Annotated in this window: 12 protein-coding genes and 2 pseudogenes; 2 read left to right on the top strand and 12 right to left on the bottom strand. The window is 42.3% G+C overall.

Features of this window, described 5'->3' with window-relative positions:
* Nucleotides 1-303: 303 nt before the first annotated feature.
* The 4 genes from ACJJIR_RS04910 to ACJJIR_RS04895 all read right to left on the bottom strand — a co-directional run bounded on the left by ACJJIR_RS04910 (nt 304) and on the right by ACJJIR_RS04895 (nt 6582).
* The gene (locus tag ACJJIR_RS04910; RefSeq protein WP_152454490.1) at nt 304-3435 is read right to left on the bottom strand and encodes an efflux RND transporter permease subunit; all 3132 of its coding nucleotides are present in this window, start codon (nt 3433-3435) and stop codon (nt 304-306) included.
* A 13-nt stretch (nt 3436-3448) separates the two neighbouring features.
* The gene (locus ACJJIR_RS04905) at nt 3449-4798 is read right to left on the bottom strand and encodes an efflux RND transporter periplasmic adaptor subunit (RefSeq protein WP_152456399.1); all 1350 of its coding nucleotides are present in this window, start codon (nt 4796-4798) and stop codon (nt 3449-3451) included.
* A gap of 14 nt (nt 4799-4812) precedes the next feature.
* Nucleotides 4813-6144: a TolC family protein gene (locus ACJJIR_RS04900; RefSeq protein ID WP_152454491.1), complete on the bottom strand. Its 1332-nt coding sequence runs from the start codon at nt 6142-6144 to the stop codon at nt 4813-4815.
* A 75-nt stretch (nt 6145-6219) separates the two neighbouring features.
* The gene (locus ACJJIR_RS04895; RefSeq protein ID WP_444907521.1) at nt 6220-6582 is read right to left on the bottom strand and encodes a hypothetical protein; all 363 of its coding nucleotides are present in this window, start codon (nt 6580-6582) and stop codon (nt 6220-6222) included.
* Between the two features lie 555 nt (nt 6583-7137).
* Between ACJJIR_RS04895 and ACJJIR_RS04890 the strand changes: the two genes are divergently transcribed.
* Nucleotides 7138-7881, top strand: coding sequence for a transglutaminase-like domain-containing protein (locus ACJJIR_RS04890; protein WP_152454492.1), 744 nt, complete (start codon nt 7138-7140; stop codon nt 7879-7881).
* A 57-nt stretch (nt 7882-7938) separates the two neighbouring features.
* On the opposite strand, the pseudogene ACJJIR_RS04885 reads toward ACJJIR_RS04890, so the two are convergent.
* The 3 genes and pseudogenes from ACJJIR_RS04885 to ACJJIR_RS04875 all read right to left on the bottom strand — a co-directional run bounded on the left by ACJJIR_RS04885 (nt 7939) and on the right by ACJJIR_RS04875 (nt 11240).
* Nucleotides 7939-8879 (bottom strand): annotated as a pseudogene (locus ACJJIR_RS04885) (IS1595 family transposase).
* Between the two features lie 102 nt (nt 8880-8981).
* A pseudogene (locus tag ACJJIR_RS04880) lies at nt 8982-10187 on the bottom strand (IS256 family transposase).
* 447 nt (nt 10188-10634) lie between these two features.
* Complete coding sequence (locus ACJJIR_RS04875) at nt 10635-11240, bottom strand: 3'-5' exonuclease (RefSeq protein ID WP_216646256.1); 606 nt, start codon at nt 11238-11240, stop codon at nt 10635-10637.
* 327 nt (nt 11241-11567) lie between these two features.
* Here ACJJIR_RS04875 and ACJJIR_RS04870 point away from each other — a divergent pair, with 327 nt between their 5' ends.
* The gene (locus tag ACJJIR_RS04870; protein ID WP_152454493.1) at nt 11568-12683 is read left to right on the top strand and encodes a hypothetical protein; all 1116 of its coding nucleotides are present in this window, start codon (nt 11568-11570) and stop codon (nt 12681-12683) included.
* 9 nt (nt 12684-12692) lie between these two features.
* Here the strand turns inward: ACJJIR_RS04870 and ACJJIR_RS04865 are convergent, their stop codons facing one another.
* The 5 genes from ACJJIR_RS04865 to ACJJIR_RS04845 all read right to left on the bottom strand — a co-directional run bounded on the left by ACJJIR_RS04865 (nt 12693) and on the right by ACJJIR_RS04845 (nt 20460).
* Nucleotides 12693-14108: a TnsD family Tn7-like transposition protein gene (locus ACJJIR_RS04865; RefSeq protein ID WP_152454494.1), complete on the bottom strand. Its 1416-nt coding sequence runs from the start codon at nt 14106-14108 to the stop codon at nt 12693-12695.
* 22 nt (nt 14109-14130) lie between these two features.
* On the bottom strand, nt 14131-15525 hold the full coding sequence (locus ACJJIR_RS04860) for an ATP-binding protein (RefSeq protein ID WP_216646257.1): 1395 nt from the start codon (nt 15523-15525) through the stop codon (nt 14131-14133).
* A 59-nt stretch (nt 15526-15584) separates the two neighbouring features.
* On the bottom strand, nt 15585-17669 hold the full coding sequence (locus tag ACJJIR_RS04855; RefSeq protein ID WP_216646258.1) for a TnsB C-terminal domain-containing protein: 2085 nt from the start codon (nt 17667-17669) through the stop codon (nt 15585-15587).
* A gap of 62 nt (nt 17670-17731) precedes the next feature.
* Nucleotides 17732-18538: a TnsA endonuclease N-terminal domain-containing protein gene (locus tag ACJJIR_RS04850; protein WP_152454496.1), complete on the bottom strand. Its 807-nt coding sequence runs from the start codon at nt 18536-18538 to the stop codon at nt 17732-17734.
* A 713-nt stretch (nt 18539-19251) separates the two neighbouring features.
* Nucleotides 19252-20460 carry a BaiN/RdsA family NAD(P)/FAD-dependent oxidoreductase gene (locus tag ACJJIR_RS04845; protein ID WP_444907520.1) on the bottom strand — a complete coding sequence of 403 codons (1209 nt, stop codon included), beginning with the start codon at nt 20458-20460 and terminating at the stop codon, nt 19252-19254.
* Nucleotides 20461-20489: the final 29 nt, after the last annotated feature.

The raw sequence follows: 20489 nt of genomic DNA, 5'->3' as shown, positions 1-20489 counted from the left end.
ACTAAAATCAGAGATCAAGGGCACCAGCACTTCCGCCCACTCAATTTAGGACCTATAAAGGTTGGCATTGAACTAGAATAAAAATCTGCAAGCAGTAAACTCATACTAAACCTACACACTAAAAACCCGTCACTCCATTGAGGCAATAGAAACATCTATTATTTTCTATTTATCTTATATAAATATCAAGCGCATCCATTTCTTTCATGCTCAAAAATGAACCAACAAACACTTAAATATTTTCATTAAAATTTTGCTCACCCCTACCTAAATATAAGCAAAGGTGAGCATCATAAATTATGTTTATATTTTCAATATACCTTCTCTTCCATGCACTATCCGATAAAGCAATGGCAGTACAAACAAGGTTAGGAGAGTAGAAGAAATTATGCCTCCAATTACCACCGTAGCTAGTGGTCTTTGAACCTCTGCTCCAGTACCTACATTCAAAGCCATAGGAACAAAACCGAGACTTGCAACCAACGCAGTCATCAATACTGGACGCAGGCGGATCATAGCACCATCGATAATGGATGTGAGCAACTCACCACCTTGCTGACGAAGTTGTCGGATGAAGGAGAGCATTACCAAACCGTTTAACACCGCCACACCAGATAGTGCAATAAATCCTACTCCAGCAGAAATAGATAAAGGCATATCGCGCAACCATAGGGACAAGACACCTCCAGTAAGCGCCAGGGGTACTCCACTGAAAATAATTAAGGCATCCTTGAATGAACCAAAGGCCATCACCAGAAGTCCCAGAATTACCAATAGTGTCAGTGGAACCACTATTGAGAGGCGAGTACTGGCGGATTCCAATTGCTCGAAAGTGCCGCCGTATACTAGCCAGTAACCTGCAGGCAAAGAGACCTGCTGATCAATACGGCTCTTCGCCTCTTCAACAAAGGACCCCAAATCACGGTCGCGGACGTTGGCAGTTACCACAACACGGCGCTTACCATTTTCCCGGCTGATCTGGTTGGGGGCAGGGGTCATTTCCAAGTTAGCAACTTCTGACAAGGGCACATAGCTACCCAATGGGCTACCAGTAGGTAACGGAACAGGTAAATCCCCAAGGTTCTCATAGTCTCGTCGCAAGCCTTCCGGCAGACGCACTACCAGATGAAAACGGCGATCGCCTTCGTAAATCAATCCAGCCTCTTCACCTCCAATAGCCGCTGAAACCAAATCTTGCAAGGTTTGCAGATCTATTCCATAGCGGGCGAGTGCGATTCGATTCGGCACTATTGATAGAATCGGTAGACCCTCCACTTGTTCTACACGAGCATCAGCAACACCCTCAATTCCATTTAGCACACCGAGAATTTCATTTGAAGAAGCCACCAGCTGATCCAGATCATCACCGAATACTTTAATACCCAGGTCTGCACGTACGCCGGAAATTAGTTCATTAAAGCGCATTTGGATTGGTTGGGTGAACTCGTAGTTATTTCCCGGTAACTGACGCACAGCTTCTTCGATTTCAGCAACCAATTGTTCCTGGGGCAGTTTCGGATCGGGCCATTGGTCACGGGGCTTCAGGATCACAAAATTGTCGGCTACATTTGGCGGCATTGGGTCTGTTGCTACTTCTGGTGTACCAATTTTTGCGAATACTTTATCTACTTGAGGAAACTCCTTAATACGCTGCTCCAACAAGCTTTGCATTTCTACAGATTGCTCTAAACCGGTACCAGGAATACGCAGGGCGTGTAAAGCGATATCACCCTCATTGAGCTGAGGAATAAATTCAGAACCCAGTGTTGTTGCAAGCCAGCTGCAGAACAGTACTAATGCAAGAGCCCCAGAAAGTACTAACCAGCGCACTTTCATTGCAGCAATCAACAGTGGTTTATATAAAGATTTGGTCGCAACAATAACTTTGTTTTCATTTTCACTGATTTTACCTGTCAGGAAAACAGCAACTGCTGCAGGCACAACGGTCAATGAAAGCACCAGTGCAGCGAGTAAAGCCATCACTACAGTGGCAGCCATGGGGTGGAACATCTTCCCTTCCACACCTGTAAGCGAAAATAGAGGGATATACACCACGGTAATGATCAAAACACCAAACAAACTTGGGCGAATCACTTCGTTGGTAGCTTGGAATACTAGCTCCAAACGCTCTTGTAGGGGCAGCTTGCCTCCGTTGCGATGCTGGGCTTCGGCAAGTCGGCGAATCGCGTTCTCCACAATTATCACGGCCCCATCGACAATCAGGCCAAAGTCAAGGGCTCCGAGACTCATCAGATTGGCGGAAACACCCGTTTGCACCATGCCGAAAATGGTGGCAAGCATGGAAAGCGGGATTACCGCTGCAGTAATAAAGGCGGCTCGAATATTTCCCAGCAACAAGAACAATACCACGATAACCAGCAGCGCACCCTCAACAAGGTTTTTTTGCACTGTAGCGATAGCTTTATCTACCAGAGTGGTCCGATCATAAACCGCCTCTACCTTAATACCTTCAGGTACGGTTGATTTTATTCGCTTTAAGGCTTCCGCTACACTTCGAGCTACCTCCCGGGAGTTTTCCCCTACCAGCATCATAGCTGTGCCCAATACGGTCTCTTCACCATCGCGAGTGGCAGCACCGGTGCGAAGCTCTTTTCCAATAGCTACTTCGGCTACATCCGAAATTTTAACCGGCACCCCGGCGCGACTGGTAATTACCACATCCTCAATTTCGGCAATATTTCGCAACTGCCCTGGTGAACGCACCAGAAGTTGCCGTCCATTCCCCTCCAAGTAACCAGCGCCGCGACTTTCGTTATTGCGGCTCAGCGCTAGAGCGATATCTTCCATGGATACGCCAAAGTTAAGCATCTGTCGAGGTTCGGGTGTTACGTGATACTGCTTGTTATAGCCACCGATGGTATTAACTTCAGTAACTCCGGGGACTAAGGATAATTGCGGTTTTATAATCCAATCTTGAATTTCCCTCAGTGAAGTGGCGTCGTAAGGCTGCCCATTGGGCTGGGTGGCGCCAGGCAGAGCCTCCACTGTGTACATAAAAATCTCACCGAGTCCGGTAGCAATGGGACCCATTTCAGGCTCTAACTCCGGAGGCAAATGACTTTTAATACTACTGAGACGGCTATTAATTAAGTTCCGAGCAAAATAGAGATCTGTACCCTCTTTAAAAACAACAGTGACCTGGGACAAACCGTAGCGAGAGAGCGAACGGGTATATTCTAAATTAGGCAAGCCGGCGAGTGCCGCCTCCACAGTGTAAGTAATCCGCTGCTCCGCCTCTAAAGGTGAATAACCAGGAGCCTCGGTATTAATCTGTACCTGAACATTGGTGATATCGGGAACCGCATCAATTGGAAGTCTCTGATAACTCCAAACCCCCAGGCCCACCAATACAAAGATCAGGGACAGTACGAAGTAGCGCCGCTCAATTGAGAAGCGCAGTATACTTTCAATCATCTTCTGGCCTCATTTAATGGCTATGTGCAGCGCCGGACTTTTCAATATCCGCTTTGATCAGGTAGCTGTTCTCGGTGACATAGCGATCACCCTCATTGAGGCCACTCAGCACTTCGGTTACAGTGCCGTCGCTACGGCCGAGTTTTAGTGGACGAATTTCATAGGTTTCTCCCACTTTGATAAATACCACCGTCCAATCGCGGAAAGGTTGTAGTGCACGATTCTCGACCACTAAAGGCACAGATTTTTCATTGGTTACTACTTGGCCTTGGACCATTAGATCGGTAGTCCAGAGCTCATTGGGGTTTTCAATCACCGCTCTTGCAATCGCGAAGGGCTGACCATTACTGCTCGGAGCAAGGCTGCTGATAGTTGACTCAAAAGAACGCTCACCAGCTGTAATTGAAACCTGTTGCCCTAATTTGATCTGATCGCGACGCATCGGAAATACTTGCAACTCAGCCCACAGCTGGTCGTAGTTAGCTATGGTAAACAGCACCCGTTCGCCACTGAATTCACCTTGGCTGGCTTGCTTATCAATTATCTGACCGCTAATAGGAGCGACCAATGGATAAATTTGCAAGCTGTCATTGGATTCGATAGAAGCAAGCTCTTCCCCTTTCGCTACCAAATCGCCAAGCGTTTTTTTAACAGTGATTACGGTTCCTGGGTAACGTGCACGCACATGACTGAGGTTACGATGATCTATCGCAGTTTTACCATATAAGGTAACGCTTTCTTTAATTATACCTGGAGCAGCAATTGCAGTTTTAATGCCTGCCTTTTTTGCCATTTGTTCAGAGATCTGCACTCGACCTTCATGGGACTCATAATCCCAACTTGTGCGCTCGCCGTTGTAAAAAACAGAAACGGCAACATCAAAAGAGTGAGGTTCCTTTACTACGCCTTCACCGCGGTAATACCCAACACTATCCTCCCAGGCAAAGGGTATTTGATCCACTTTTCCACCAAGTCTTTCAAGCTCTACGGAAACACGAGCATTCTCTAAAGGTTTACCATTAAGAGAAATCCAGGCTCGAAACTCTGGCTTTACACCACTTTCATAAATAAGCAACTCGGCCGTTAGATCCCCCTCAGTCAGTAAACGGCCACCATTGGGGCCCTTTTCCTCCTGATGCTCATCATGTCCGCCATGGTTATCACTATGTCCATGACTAGAGAATTGTTTCCCTTCCTGTTCATCATGCTCATCATGGCTATCATTGGAGCCCAGCTCTTCATCTTGCTTAACATGTTCATCATGACCACCATTTGCATGACCCAGGCTTGCAATCCAAAATCCAGAGAAAATGAGGAGTATGGATAATATTGCCAGGCGAATTACTTTACTTAATCTGCTCATATCTAAATCCAAAATTATTTTCCGCTTCCTACACTCTCGGAACCTAAAGGCCCTGCTGTAAGCTGCTCAATCTCAGCGCCGAAAAGAAGTACAGACCGCGCTGCTTCGATTCGTGCACGTTCAGCATCGAGCAACTCTTCCCGAGCAACAATTAAGTCAAGATAAGAACTCCGGCCACGACGATAGGCACGATCTACTTCAGTCAATGCCTCGCGAAGCTTAGGGATTACAGAATCCTGCAAACTGGAGACAGTAGCCAGGGCCTGTTCGCGACCGGTTACGGCAAGAAATAGCTGAGGATAAAGTTGTAGTAATGCCGCCTCACGACGGAGCATAACCTCATCCAATTCAGTCATTGCTGTTAGCTCGGCACCACGATTGCGTTTTGCGGTAAAGAGTGGAACTTCGAAACCAGCTAAAGCTGTAGTTTCGTCAACAGCCCGATTCACGAGAAGACCTGCAAACCATCCAACATCAGGCTTTGAGTTGGACTGGGTGAGACGAAGCTGTGAAGCACTCAGTCGCTCTTCGGAAGCAAAGCGCGCTATAGCTGGGTTTTCCTGCGCACGCGCATAAAGTTCCTCAAAACTAGCGCCGGGCTCAAAACGATAGAGCTCACTGGAGTCTACTCGATAATCTATACTCGGCTGTCCCCACAGAGCCGATAGGGCATGCCTGTAGTACACTAGCATGCTCTCATCCGTCTGCTTAGCGAGGCTTGCTTTTGTCAGGGCGGACTCCGCTCGTAGGCGTTCAGAAACCGGGCTAGCAGCAGCGCTGACTCTGGCGCTGACAGCGCTTAGCGTTTCACGTGCGAGTAATACCTTCTCCCTAGCCAATACAGCTAATTCCTGGGCAGCAAGAACCTGAGCATAGCGACGGATAACTTCTGCCAGAAGATCTAGCGCCTTAGCTTGCTCATCCGCGATCAGTAAATTACGCTGGGCATTGACTACATCTATTCGAGCTCTACGTTTATCTCCTAGCTCAATTACGGAGGATAAAGTTACCGTCAACTCAAGCTCATTGTCGGCATCATCCTCGGGATCTGGCGCATTATTGGAGCCACCATCACCAAAGTTCTTGTATTGAGCCTCACCTCCTAGGCTTAACGCAGGCCGCAGTGCTGCAGTCTCTTCAGCACCATCTAGACCTCTTCTCTGTAATGGGAATACCGCAAGCTCCGGATTCTGTGCGAGCGTCAGCTCAATCGCATCTGGTAATGTCAGTAAATCCCCCTCCTGCGCGGATACTGATTGCGCAGCTAAATACATTATCGCCACCATCAACTGGAATATGGCACGACGACGAATCACACTCTCAGTGAGCGTGCAGTAAAAATCCATGGGTATCTCCCAAGTCAGTTTTTAATTGCGCAAGGGGGCCTTGTAGCTCTCCTTACTCGCGCGGCATTAGAGCAATCAGACTTGGGTTATAGGTGGGCGGAGTAGAGGGGTAAAATAACCACTGGGAACACGTGTATTGCCGAATTCTCGATAATTAACGATTCCGCTCAGAATAGAGAGTAATGATTGACCTACCAGGGCGGTAAAGGTACTTCCATGGCAATGACAGCAGTGATTACATAAATCCAGAAGAAACGAAGATTGATCAGCCTCATCCCCGCTGGAGGGGATCTGTAAGCTTAAATCAGAAGGGGAGCTGTCCGGTTGAAACGGTAAATTGCCGGGCAGATCTTCATCATGATGTAGAGACAGGTGATTCGTTACCTCCTGAACTTCTTCATGGCTATCATAGAATGCACCTGCGGTCTGAAAGACCATAAGCACAATTAATAGAAATGATAGTCGAACTACATTCATAAAAGTTACAAAGAGACCAGAATCTACTGAATGGGATTCTAGCAAGTAAATTCAGACACCTCAACTTAACTCACTGCCCTAAAGTTATCATTAACCCCAAAGTGGCTATTTGGTCACACCTTCTCTCCAAGTGAGGAGTCAGCCTCTAGAAGAGGTCAATTTACAGTTAACGACACTTACACTAGTAAGGAGTCTATCGGTCCCATAGTCCACGGAATTTGGGTTGGAAAGGTAGAGCTTTAAAAGGGCTATATTCTTCAAGTAATCGGGATGCGAGATCATAATACTAATGTTAAATTCATTAAGTAGATTAAAATTCTTTCAGGAACCGTTAACCTTGCATGAAAGTGGGGGATTAACTTTGAATAAGCAGCCCAAATAAAAGTCTATGCGACATTCATTTAGGAATGATTTTGATAAGAGAGCTTTCGTGAAGTCTTAGGAGGTTTATTCAATTATACGAGAGGGCAGAGTTTAAATAAGCCCACATTATAACTTACCTTGGAGAACAAATGAATGAAGACACTTACTCGTGAATACTTATCAGAAACCCCTATGCTTGACTTTGAGAATAAAACCATTCAGATGTTAATTGAAAATAAGAAATGGCGTAAGCTATCTCAGTATGACGCCATTGGTGCCATCTATAAGTTTGTTCGTGATGATATTTTATTTGGTTACAATAGTGATGATCGTATTCCGGCTAGCAGGGTACTGAAAGACGGGTACGGACAATGTAACACTAAAGGAACATTGCTAATGGCTTTGCTTCGCGCTGTTGGCATTCCTACACGCATTCATGGATTTACTATTTTTAAAGACCTTCAGAAAGGTGCCATACCTAGTTATCTATTCTATATCGTACCTGAACGAATTATCCACAGCTGGGTTGAAGTATATTCAAATGATAGGTGGATCAACCTTGAAGGATATATTATCGACCGCCCATACCTGAACAAAGTCCAAGAAGGGTTCCGTAATCAATGCTCTGAGTTTAAAGGCTATGGTATTGCCACAAAATGCCTACAAAACCCACCCATTGACTGGGAGGATAAAGATACATTTATACAGAAAGAAGGTATCGCAGACGATTTCGGAGTTTATACGCAACCTGATGATTTTTATCTGCTCTATGGAAGTAATTTAACTGGCATTAAGAAATTACTATTTCGCTTCGTGATCCGTCATTTAATAAATATCAATGTTAAACGGATTCGAGCAAAGGGCTTAGGTAAATGTAATACCTTAGAATTAAGCTGATAAAGTATAGCGATACCACCTCTAGCGAGGGTGTTCAAAACTCTGCCTAATTACCACCTATACTAAGCCAATTTTCAGCAGTCTTTCCGGCATTGGAGGTGTCCGAAGAGAGAAAAAAAAAGTCTTGGAATGAGTGCTGATAAGTCGAACCGTCGATTAAATCGATATTGAAATTCTGCCAAATATCGCTGCGCATATTTCGGCCTAATCGCATGGTAGGTACTACGCAGTGCACTTTTTAGATTGCCGAGTACCGTATTCACCCAATAGAACTCAGGCTCTTCAACAGAAGCTCGACCACCACCACAAACAATCTTGTCATGTACACAATTAGCCTCTGTGACAGCATTGAAGCATGCAAGGCCATCTGAGATAACCATGCTACCGCTGCAAAGATGCTTTTTGCTCCAGGTAGAAATCTCACTGCTCCTGAAGCCCTTGATAATAGAGAGCTTGATACGAGTAGGACGTCTATCTTTGGTAGTTTCAACGGCAGCCACAAAGGGAGTTTTACCCTTAGCTCCGCGCCCCGGCTTGCATCCAGTATGTTCACCACCGAGATAGGCATCATCCAATTCAATAAAACCGGATAGCTTGTACTGTTGGTCCCGCTCCATCATCACCTGCATGAGTTTCTGCTTCATACGCCAGGCAGCGTTGTAAGAGAGACCCAGATGACGAGCCAGCTCCATAGAGGAAATACCCTTCTTATCCTGGGTAATCAGAAAGATACCGAGAAACCAAGTAGTAAGGGGCAGTTTGGTGGAGTCAAATATCGTACGAGAAGTAATCGATGTCTGACGTCGACACCGGTTACATTGCTTGAGCTTGCGGTAAGCGAGGTTGCAATGTTTGTCATGTCCGCAGTGAGGGCAACAGAAGCCATTTGGCCAACGCCATTGACAGAGAGCATCGAAGCACTGCTCTTCTGTACCATAAGCTTTAAGGAATTGGGTCAAACTAATACCCTTCTGGAACTGTACCTTGTTGCGAGCCATGGTGTATTCCCTTACAGATCAACATGATAGCTGTATTTATATACAGTTACATGTGACTTAGCAAGGGTGGTAATTAGGAAACTCTGTGTCAGCCAAATAGCCTCATAGGCTGATGTATTTCTCCAGTCGATCTGGGAAGTGGATCGTCAGCTGTGATAGTGTCAGATTCCAATTTTGAATTGGGTGCGTCCAGCGTTCGGAGGCTTTTAGTATACCGGCATAGAGAAGCTTCAGTAAGCTATTCTCATTGGCGAAGCCGCCCTTGGTCTTGGTCAACTTGCGGAACTGCCTGTGTACAGCCTCCACCGCATTCGTAGTGTAGATCGGTGTGCGGACGTATTCCGGGTATTTAAAGTAGGCCGAGAGAGTCGGCCATTTACCCCGCCAGGACTTAATCACCATTGGATATTTGTCACCCCACTTGGTCTCCAGCTCGTCCAAAGCGTGCTCGGCGGCATTGAGCGTTGCCGCCTTGTAGATGCATTTGAGATCGGCCATAAAGGCCTATTGATTCTTTGAAGCTACATACTTTAGTGAGTTGCGGATCTGATGGATGATGCAGTGCTGGATCTCGGTCTTAGGGTAGATGCTCTCTATGGCCTCAGGGAAACCCTGCAGGCCATCAACACAAGCAATGAGGATATCTTTGACCCCACGGTTGTGGAGATCGGTCAGAACACTCAGCCAATGATGTGCGCCTTCTTGATCGGATAGGTAGAGCCCCAATAACTCCTTCTTGCCTTCGATATTGAGGCCAAGAATCGTGTAAATGGCCTTGCTGGCATAACGACCGTTTTCCTTGATTTTGTAATGGATAGCATCGAGCCAGACAATAGGATAGACAGCCTCCAGGTCGCGCTCACGCCAAGCTTGTAGTTCAGGCAGCAGCTTGTCAGTAACGGCATTGATGGTGCCGTTGGAAAGCTCCATTCCGTAGATATCGGCAATATGTGTGCGGATGTCCTGATAGCTGTTACCCAGGGCAAACAGGGCGGTAATCTTGCGTTCCAGTTCGTCGGTAAGCTGAGTTTGATGCTTCTTGACGATTTGAGGCTCGAAGGTGCCGGCACGATCCCGCGGCGCCTGCAGCTCGAAGCTGCCAGCGGGGCTTTTCATAGTTTTTGAGGTGGTGCCATTCTTGCGGTTGGGCTTATCCTCGCTGGCGAGGTGCTCTTCCAGCTCCGCTTTCATGGCAGCTTCAGTGAGTTGTTTGATCAGAGGGGTGAGGATGCCATCTTTGCCATTGAGGTCTTTACCCTCGCATAAGGCTTTGACGGCGGCATCCATATCGAAAGTAGGTTTGGTCATGGGTCATCTCTTTTTTGCTAATAGTAAAGAAATGACACAGAATTCTGAACACTACCCCTCTAGCTCTAGTCTGAGATCTAAATATGTAACTTAACTGCCACTATAGGAGATATGGTGGGTATCATTTCCTTTAGATACGATATCTATAATGAGTCCCAGAAAATATAAAACAATCTTTTTGAACAAACCCAGGATTACATAATCATATAAAATAATTTAACTTTCATATCAACAACCAATCAAAGCGGAGTATCTAAACAATATTAAATCGAGTACTCTTGATCTTCCCGCAATAAAAGATTAAGAGTCATAAAATACAATAGCCATCTATGAATAAATGAGACAAATTTCTATGACATGAAAGGCAGAGGTTAAGCCTCTCATACAATCAAAATTATATTTATAATAAGTACATCACCTATTCGCATCAAACCAACGATACATTTTTTAAATAGTCAAGTAAGGAAGTATTCTCGAAATATTACGTGCATCATCCACACCGCGATGCTGCTGACCTTCAAAGACAATACCGAGAGACTGTAGAGCAGATCCAAGTCCTGAACGACGCTTCTTACCTGTCTTTTCTTGCCATACTGCTTTCAGGTTGATATGCGGTTTAGCAAAAAAATCTGGCGCGCAACCGTGCCGTATCAGCTCTACTTTGATCTGCTTCCAATCGTATTCCCCCCAGCTAGCCCAGGCTTGATACTCATAATGAGATAACCATAAGTTAAGGAGACTCGTGCTTTCTCTGAAATCAGGCGCACTAGCCACCATGCTATTTTTGATACCTGTAAGTTCACTGCAAAACTTACTAAGTTTCGGATTAATCATTGGTCTAACAAATTGACTATGACTAGCTAAGATTTCACCATCCAAAGTAGTCAGTACAAGTCCGAATTCAATGACCTCCATTACCCCAACAGATAGTGGGCGATCATTCCAACAAGTTGCCTCAAGATCTACAATCAGCAGGTGCTTAATACCATTGAAGCAATTCTGAAAAACCATGCTAAACCCTATAGTATTTTTTAAAAATGAAAAAAATCCCATTAGTATACGAAAATTATAATATACATATAAACAGAGTGAGATATTTAGAACGAGCCCGTCATCAATTGACATGGCTCAATAGAGTATTGTAAATTTTTCAAGGGATATACTATATGGAAACAATAACATGTCCTTTAAGTACTTTTAATTATTAAATATTAGATTTCTTGGTATATCATTAGGTATTCATAAAAAATAATAAGCCATTTCAAAATATATGTGTGTATATTTATGAAGCTCTATAGCTCTCAGAACAAACTTATCAGCAAGCTAGATAGAGAAACTACAAACCACACAATATTTCTATCTTTACAATATGGTATAACTATGTTTAGAGCACTGCAACAGCCGGGTGAATCCATCCATTCCTTTATATTAAGAGTTTTTATAAAAGCTGGGTTTCGGAATATAAATAGCTTAATAGCTGGCGGGGGTGGATGGAGAGAGTACCCTTCAATTCCGGATACAGCCAAAAAATATTTCACTTTTTATCCCGAGAAAGTACTGATTGACATTTTTGACTCTACTTACTCTATCGGAACAGAGGACACTTTTAGCAGAAATAGATTTACACATTTTAAAGGCTTCCCGCAAATTCTTAACTACTCTCATGGACAATTTACTGGAAAACGAATACCTATTAAGTTTTGTAAAAGGTGTATTGAAGAAAAACTTGCAAATCAGGGCCATGCGTTTTTCGAAAGCAAGTGGTTATATATATCATATTGCGAAAAGCATAACTGTCCGTTATGGCAAATCAAAAGAACCCCTTCAGTAAAAAACAAAATTAAAAGCGTGATTTTAGGTGTTTTATCGGCTAACTGGGAGAAAGTATCCAGCTCAATAAAACATTTAACTTCAGAAGTTTACAATAATAAACATTATGAGGACCCCATAAGTAAGTGGAAACTTTACTTTTCTCCCTGTGCAAAACTAACCTACATAGAATATTTTGTTCAGACTTTATCCTATCAGAAAAATTACATTGGGAAATTTTCTGATAGGAGATCAGCAGAACCCACGAAGAGCGACCTGAACCTCTTAAGAGCAAGATTGAAGAGATATTGTCATATGAGTTTTTATGATGTGTACAGTAAAGAATTGCAATCAAACTATAAAATCATTAAAAACTTCGAAAAAGAAAATTTTGAAACTATAAAAGTTAAACGATGGGGAATGGAGTTCCCTATACTTAAAGATAAAAAGGGAGCCTGCGCATCTTGTTCCCGATGGAATATAGATTCTTTCACTGACTGTTCAATTTCTGGTGTTATAGCTAGCTCTCGTGAAAGCGATTATTCAAGAATGGAAATTAACAGCAATAATTATATTGACTTTACAAAAAGATGTGCTATTACTTGGCTAAACATACAGAGATATGAGTTTCGCAAGAAGTATGGTTATAAACATCCCTTAGGCCTTCCTGCACCTCTCAATCAATAAATATGTTCTCTATTTTTTAGGATACCTCCCCTTAGCCTTTAGAGGTTTAGGTAGAGCAACCTCTAGCCATTCACGATCATATAAATACAACCAATAAAAGGCTTTATTACAGTGTAACTTAATATCTTTACGAATTGCTTTAGGGTGGGATTTGTAATATTTAAGGATTTTTAGCCTATAGCGACGTCGCATTGACTCCATATGGCATCGTTTACGATAAGTTACTAGTTCAGGATGAGTTGAGATAACTTGTTCTACTGATCCTACACCAATTTTACAAATTGTAGCTATTCGATGCCGGTTCATTCTTGTATACCCAAGGTGAATAATTTCATCTCTACAAGCCTTAGATAATTTCTTTGGCTTAAGATTCAAGGGGATATCGTGGAGCGCTGCAAGTCTTTTCAGATAAGTTCTACTTTTCCCTGTAATTTTAGAGGTTTCATTAAGCGACCTGCTTCGTAGAATATCAATACATTTCCTCTCTTTCCTTTTCGTCCTCATAGCAAAATCCTTTTTACGGGTTTGGAATTCAAACTCTACACTATTATGATCCTCTAATAATTGCTGGAAGGTAGAAAAAAGCCAACTTGAGAAAAAAATGTGCTGGAAGGGATTATGGCTTGCTCCTTGAACTAAAAGTTGAGAAACATATCTGAAGTCTTCAGAAGATTTTGGGAGCGAGCTATTATAAAATGGCCGATACTGCTGTGAATATACATAAAAATTTTGCATTAATTTTAGACGCCTAATACGGCCACTATTCGTTACCAAGCCCATATTATTTAATTTAAGGCGATATTTTGAAGTAACATCTATTAACGGAATAGGCCATTTGATCTTTCTTAAAAAATCATATCCAAACTTACCTACCTTATATTCAACACTAGATGCTTCTTTAGCACAGCAGGTCACTGATGGTAACAATCCAAGGTTAATTCGTTGACGATTAAGTAAGTCAATTCTCTCTAAGAGTACTGGATGTATACCACAAGAAGAGACCCCAGGGATTTGATGCGACCTATGCCAATAAGCAACTCCATATTGATTTATATCGCTACAGGCGCACTCTTGACACCATTTCAAGCATAGCGAAGAACCTGCACCAAATGATGGGAGCTGACTTTCCCTTATTGATCTCGCGCTATCATTACTCAACATAAATTTTATTATGTTATTTGAATACTTAGGCAAATAAAATATATATATTGGAGCCAATGTCTGACCAAATAAAATTTCGTACGCTTCATCATCTGTCAGGGCTGAAAGTTTTTTTAGATTCGATGTCAAAAAGGGGTGTATGGAGGCCCTCTCCTCAGCAAGATATATTTTATTAAACTCTTTACCCTTTAATCCAGAAATAGTAGCAAAGCGAATAATTCGACTAAAGAAAAGTTCATCAGGAAAAGCTTTGGGCAGGAGCATATTGTCAAATATGGGGTGAAACTTACTTTGAGGATAGATGCTTGATCGGATTTTTAAATAAAATTTCCATTTTTTTTAACTCAGCTTCAGGATTCTCTGCAATAGATGCTCGCCTTATCAAGTCTGGATCTTTAATAAGTTCATTTAAGTCACCAATAGATTGCAAGTAAGATAGCTTCTGATGAAATTCATGGTGCTGGGGGCGATTTAAATCTCCGGGGATAATCATAACTTCTGATTTCGAAGTATCTATAGATTTAACGGAAATTTCACTAGTTTCGACCTTAGACCTATTATTACTCTTTTCCCTTCTGATACGCCGAAATTTTTCAAGCCTATTTATCCTTGCTTCATCTACAGATTTTTTGGAGAAATTTATAGCTTTTTTTGCTGCATACTCCAGGACATATTCTGTTATAGACTCGTTATCTGAACCAATTACTAAACGCTGAGACTCCCTATAAATTCTTACAGCCAGATCCATATTACCAATAGATAGATCATATAATTTGTCACTAAGAGATTTAGTTAAAGGAGTTTTTTCCTTTGTCCATTGCAACACCCAAAGTTCTTCAACAAACATGGTCCACTCCTCATCATTTTTCATCAAGTCCATAGTAAAAGAAGCTTGACTTTCTGCACGTCTTGCTGTCTTTAGAGTTTTCCCTAATAATTTGTCAAAAGGAGGGTTTGCACACAGAAGAATGGGAACTCCCAATTCATTCATAAGATTATGAAGAAACCCCAGAAATTTATCTTCGCCTCCAGCTTTTGCCAAATTTAAATGCTGCATTTCATCTATTATTATGACACCTAAAAAGCTAGACTTTATTTTAGCTTCAATTTGCTTAACAAGTAGATCACTCGTTTTTTCTGGCTTAGTCTCTTCTCCTCCAAGCTTTCTATCAATTTCCGATAAAATCTTAAGACAAAGGGCTCTGATACTTGAGTTTTCTGGGCAATCTACTTTAGCCCATACTACTTGCTTAATATATAAAGGCTCACCTTGGTATTTACGATGCTCAATAACTTCTGGAAAACAATTTAAAATCTGCTCTAGCATACAACTTTTTCCGACACCGCTTTCCCCAAGTAAAGTTATACCACTCCCGTTAGATTTGAAATAACCTGTTCTAGGAGCAACTTTAGATCGTTGGTCTACAGGGTAGTGTAAATAGTTCATGGTTGTCGGCGACAGGGGATTCTTGCTTGAATAACCTTTCTTAATCGCAATTTCAATTGCTCTAAAGCATTCTAGATATACTGGAAGAGGCTGCCTTAACTCTTCGATTCTTGTAAGGTATTCAATACGCTCGAAAGCACTCAACTTTCTCTCGTTTTCAGAAAATGAAGGATAGCTACTTAATTTTTCTACCAAATCCTCATCTTTCAATTTTTTTGGTAATGCTTCGATCAAGGGGTTCCCCCGATGCTCCGGGAGTATTGCAATGTTATACTCTGCATAATTTACACCTCTCACTGGTTCCGCCTCTTCCTTTTTATTAATGAGACAGCTTCATTTTTCCTTTTTGACTCTAAGTTCTCATCATCGGGATATAGTTCTGATTTCTCTTCTCTAATGGATTCACCGTATTCAATTCGTCTATCAAGAACCGCCTCTTTTCTTCGTGTTCTCATTCCCTTTATTCGCTCAGTCTTACTCTTATCTTGTACATCTTTTTTTGTTTCACTTTTTGCTACTTGGCTAACTAATTTACGTCTATTATGTCTTTCTATAGACTTTTTACCTGGTTTATTTTTACATTTTTCTTTCTTTTTCCAATCTTTAAAATACAATATATCAGCTTGATGCTTATCACTAAGGCTTGCAGAAAACTTCATCAAGTTGCATTTAGTGAACCCTTCGCGCTCCTTAAGGCGAACATATATGAATGAAGAGTTATCTTGATCGATACGAGCTTCCATTTTCCAGCACTTGGTAGACCTGGCAAGCACTTTCCATTCTTGAAATTCTTCCCGGTCACATTCATAGTACATATCCTCATTTAAGCGGATACCTTTACTCGTCATAGATACTTCTACCGCAGGTAGAAGTTTAGCCCTTACTTCGGACTCCTCTGATCTACTTAAAGCATGCCGATGCTTTTTTAGATGGATATTCCAATAATTAAGCGGTGTAGGGGGCAATCCATTTTGCACTAACAAGACGGATTGTGCAGCTAAACCGTCAAATAGAGAATTATTATGCTCCATAACCTCATCAATAAGTAATTTTGTTACTTCATCTAATGTATATGTTGCATCGAGACGTGGATCACGATCACCTCGAATATAATGATGTCCTCTAGTTGTCCCTAATAATTCATGGACTAGATTTTTATTCAATATTTCGAATCTTCGTTCCACAATGCCTTTAAGATCGGCGCGATAAGGTGGAGCTATACTCAGGTGACCGATTAATGGAACGGCTAATTTTTCAGCGCTCTTACATATAAACTCCCCTCGATCGCAAAGCAAACGCTGGGGGATATGATGGCAAGGCCATTCATGATCTTCGATTTCGATACCGAACCTAGAACAATAACTTTTCTTATCCGTAAAGCTATTGACAAGAGCTTGACGACCCGCACGCCAAGAAGCATATTCCATAGAAACGTGAAGCCCAACAATCATCCTGCTTTCTTTATCTACCACACAATAAACAGTAGGCCTACCTAGAACATGAGAGCGCCTAAATTCAGAGACAATATGAACATCCAGTACTGTTGAATCCAATTCAAAGCAACTTCCAGGAACTTCGGTATGATCTGTCGCAGCTCCTCTTAACCCACGCTTGTTTCTTTCAAAGTCACCCACTGTAGTTTGCTTTCGGATTATTTCATTTTTTGGGATTAATTTTTTAACCCAATATATAAAAGTACGATATGATGGAACATTCGGCGACCTAGATTCACTCTCTGCCAGTATTAGTTCTTGTGAGTATAGCTCCTTCAACATTTTTTCATAAACTTGACTAAATGGAACTCGACGCCCTTTCAAGCCATACTTCTTCATCGCTAAAATAAAATTATTCTTATCATTTTCCGAAGTGTTAACCCCTTGATGTATTTCCATGCTCGGTGTAAGCATTCTTATTGGAGCTCCACGTTTAAGACCTCCTGAGACCCTAACTCTTCCAGCTCCTCCAGAATTCTTGTAAGCAGGCAGGAGGGCATTTCTTTCTTGCCCACCCCTCCAATATTGATTTAATAACCTATATATTCTCTGAGCCCTTACCCCTTTACTTTTCGCCTGATTTACCAGAACTTTGCTTCTTTCTTCAGTAGAAATCTCAAGGAGAAAATCTGGATTTTCTATTAGCTCACTTATCAGCTCAATATTTCTATCACGTTTTTTAATATGAGCTTCAGGTATCAACCCCTCATCAGCTAGCTGATAGTAGGGAAGAGGACTAAAGTTTCTTTTCACAGCTCCTCCTTTAATCGCACACAAAAATCTGGAGCTATCAATCTTAATAGGCCTTCTTAAACCTCCAGATTCTTCAAGATTAAAAAGAACCAGAATATTTATATCATAAAAAAGTTCAAGAACACGATACACACCACTATCAACCCCATCAATATCAGTTATACTCCAAACACTGTTTCGTTCAACTCGCATGCTTACCTACCGATTGATGAAAGAATATTTGTTATATCTATAACTCCAGACTCTGCTATCGGTTTACTTAAGTCTACCTCAACTTTCTTAATAGCGATTAAATGCTTCAAAAGTACTAAAGCTTCATCGTTCTTAACATCTACATTTTTACAGAATCCATTGCATATATCTTCGATCAAATTGATCCCGACATGTAATGTCTTTATGGCTTGCTTTTCTATACTTTCCTTAAATCTACGTCCTTGTCTATATGCAGAGGTAAACCACTGAATATTTTTAGATTGAATAACCGATATTTCATTCATAGTATATATATGGAAATTTACCCCCAGAAGCTCCCACCAAATACGTTCAATTTCTAATTTTTCAGCTGTACGCTTTATTGATAGTTCTTGGGCTGATTTAACAGAGATAGCCTCATACCAAAAGTCGTGTTTATCTGTGCAAGTCAAAACAAAGTCTGTAGTCATGACATTGTATGATCCAGAACCAGGCACTTTTGGATGATTTATATCTAGATTCTTTGCAATCTTGATAGAAAAGTCTAGGGGGAGAAGGGGAAACTGTTCCCTTATATCGATTACTGAATCACAGTTTTCAACCAGATAGAAGAGACAGCTTTCGTTTTCTGAGAGGGTATGATGCTCTCTATTAACTTTAATACCCTGAATTTTTCCACTATTTCCCTTAGATTTAACATCCTGAACTCTCAGCCAGGGTTTGTATTCTTCTCCAGCTCCCAGCCCATACTTGTTTTTCAGAGCTCTTTGAAAATCAGTTAGCCTCTCTAACCTTCTGTGTCGCGCCAAAACTTTTCACCCCAATCTGATTTATGACTAAAGCATTAACATCTTAGGTCTGTAAGATTTATTAATCCGGTATCTATAGTATACATACTGAGGTCATATTTAAGTGGTTGTGTTCATCCTTATTCAAACATTATGAAATTTAGCAGATCTTACAAATTCGTAGGACCGCTACGCCTAAACCGTAGAGTGTTTCTACCTATTATAAATCTGATTTTTTTATGTTATATGATTTAAGGATTGTCTTGATAATTTCTTATAAAAAGAAAATATCTCATAAAATTTTCAGCCAAAGTAAATCTACTATGAGTCATAGAAATAGGCTCTATGACTCATTTAATGGGTATTTTGTGAGTCATAGAAATAGGCTCTATGACTCATTTAATGAGTATTTTGTGAGCCATATAAAGCCTTACACAACTTCTGAGCTTGGCTTAAAATACGGAAGGCCTTAAAAGGTGGCATTCAAATCAACAGTTTGCACTTAATATCTATATATAAGATTTGGTTTGTTATCGATTTTGAACTAGTAACGAAGGATATATTGTTATATTCATCCTCATTTATTCCTGCTGCATAGGCTGCACGACTACCTCTCCCGCTGAGTGCACTCGCAGATGTGGCAATATTCACACTTTATAATTAGTGTTCAAACTTTATTATTCAGTGTTCAAACTTTTTCTACAGTGTTCAAACTTTATTGTACCGGCACACCATTAAGCCACCTCTCCTGCAGCATGACCTGAAGCCCAAGCCCATTGGAAATTGAACCCGCCGAGCCAGCCGGTTACGTCGAGAACCTCGCCAATAAAATAAAGCCCCTGCCGGGTTTTACATTCCATAGTACGGGAAGAGACCTGTGCGGTATCGACTCCACCTAATGTTACCTCAGCAGTGCGATAACCCTCAGTGCCCGCCGGTACCAATTTCCAGCTTTGTAACTTTTCCCCAGCTTGCTGTAATTCCCCCTCCCCAAACTGTTTTAGGGGGCGGCTGGTAATTTGCGCTCGCTGCAGGAAAAACTGTACTAACTTTTTACTCCAAACCTCAGCCAAAACGCTGTGTAAGTGGCTATCCGGGCTCTGCTGTCGGCGCAGCGGTAACCACTCTGCCAGATTTTTCTCTGGAGCCAAGTCAAATATTACCGTTTGACCTTCTCGCCAGTGGCTGGAAATTTGCAAAACCGCTGGCCCACTCAGTCCCCTGTGAGTGAACAGCATCTGCTCCTGGAAACTACCTTCAGCGCAAGAAGCAGTCACTGAAAGGGAGGTTCCAGGCAAGGTACCCTGACGCTCCAATTGCCGTTTATGCTGGGTGAATGGCACTAGCGCTGCTCGAGTTGGGACTAAATCAAGCCCAAACTGCTCAGCGATCTCATAGCCAAACCCGCTCGCCCCCATGGTGGGAATAGAAAGGCCTCCAGTAGCCACGACCAAGGATTCACAGGTAACCGTCCCCATACTGGTTTCGACCCTATACCCCTGCCCCAAAGCTCGAATTTGAGTAATGCTACAGCGCGTGCGGATCTGTGCCTTGGCCGCACGGCATTCCGCTAGTAACAAGTCGACAATATCCCTTGATTTATTGTCGCAAAAGAGCTGACCGAGAGTTTTCTCGTGATAGGCAACCCCGTGCTTTTCCACCAATGCAATAAAGTCCCACTGGCTATAGCGAGCCAAGGCGGACTTACAGAAATGGGGGTTATTACTGTAGAAGTTCTCTGCACTGGTGTAGAGATTAGTAAAGTTGCAACGGCCACCACCAGACATCAGGATTTTCTTTCCGACTTTGTTGGCGTGGTCCAGGACCAACACGTTGCGCCCGCGCTGGCCCGCTGTAGCCGCGCACATTAGTCCAGCTGCCCCAGCGCCAATGACCAATACATCGACGCTTTCAGGTAGCTGGCTGGTAGAAACCTCTGTCATAGGTAGGAAATAGTACTGCAGTAAGACCG

The sequence above is a fragment of the Microbulbifer maximicatervae (SeqCode) genome, from assembly GCF_052467385.1.
Note: the sequence above shows the minus strand (reverse complement) of the source record. Positions and strands in the feature narration are given on the sequence as shown.

Bases quoted from the DNA above. Each gene is read 5' to 3' on its own strand.
- ACJJIR_RS04910 (WP_152454490.1), bottom strand. From the start codon at position 3,435: ATGATTGAAAGTATACTGCGCTTCTCAATTGAGCGGCGCTACTTCGTA.
- ACJJIR_RS04905 (WP_152456399.1), bottom strand. From the start codon at position 4,798: ATGAGCAGATTAAGTAAAGTAATTCGCCTGGCAATATTATCCATACTC.
- ACJJIR_RS04900 (WP_152454491.1), bottom strand. From the start codon at position 6,144: ATGGATTTTTACTGCACGCTCACTGAGAGTGTGATTCGTCGTCGTGCC.
- ACJJIR_RS04895 (WP_444907521.1), bottom strand. From the start codon at position 6,582: ATGGTCTTTCAGACCGCAGGTGCATTCTATGATAGCCATGAAGAAGTT.
- ACJJIR_RS04890 (WP_152454492.1), top strand. From the start codon at position 7,138: ATGAAGACACTTACTCGTGAATACTTATCAGAAACCCCTATGCTTGAC.
- ACJJIR_RS04875 (WP_216646256.1), bottom strand. From the start codon at position 11,240: ATGGGATTTTTTTCATTTTTAAAAAATACTATAGGGTTTAGCATGGTT.
- ACJJIR_RS04870 (WP_152454493.1), top strand. From the start codon at position 11,568: ATGTTTAGAGCACTGCAACAGCCGGGTGAATCCATCCATTCCTTTATA.
- ACJJIR_RS04865 (WP_152454494.1), bottom strand. From the start codon at position 14,108: ATGCTCCTGCCCAAAGCTTTTCCTGATGAACTTTTCTTTAGTCGAATT.
- ACJJIR_RS04845 (WP_444907520.1), bottom strand. From the start codon at position 20,460: ATGACAGAGGTTTCTACCAGCCAGCTACCTGAAAGCGTCGATGTATTG.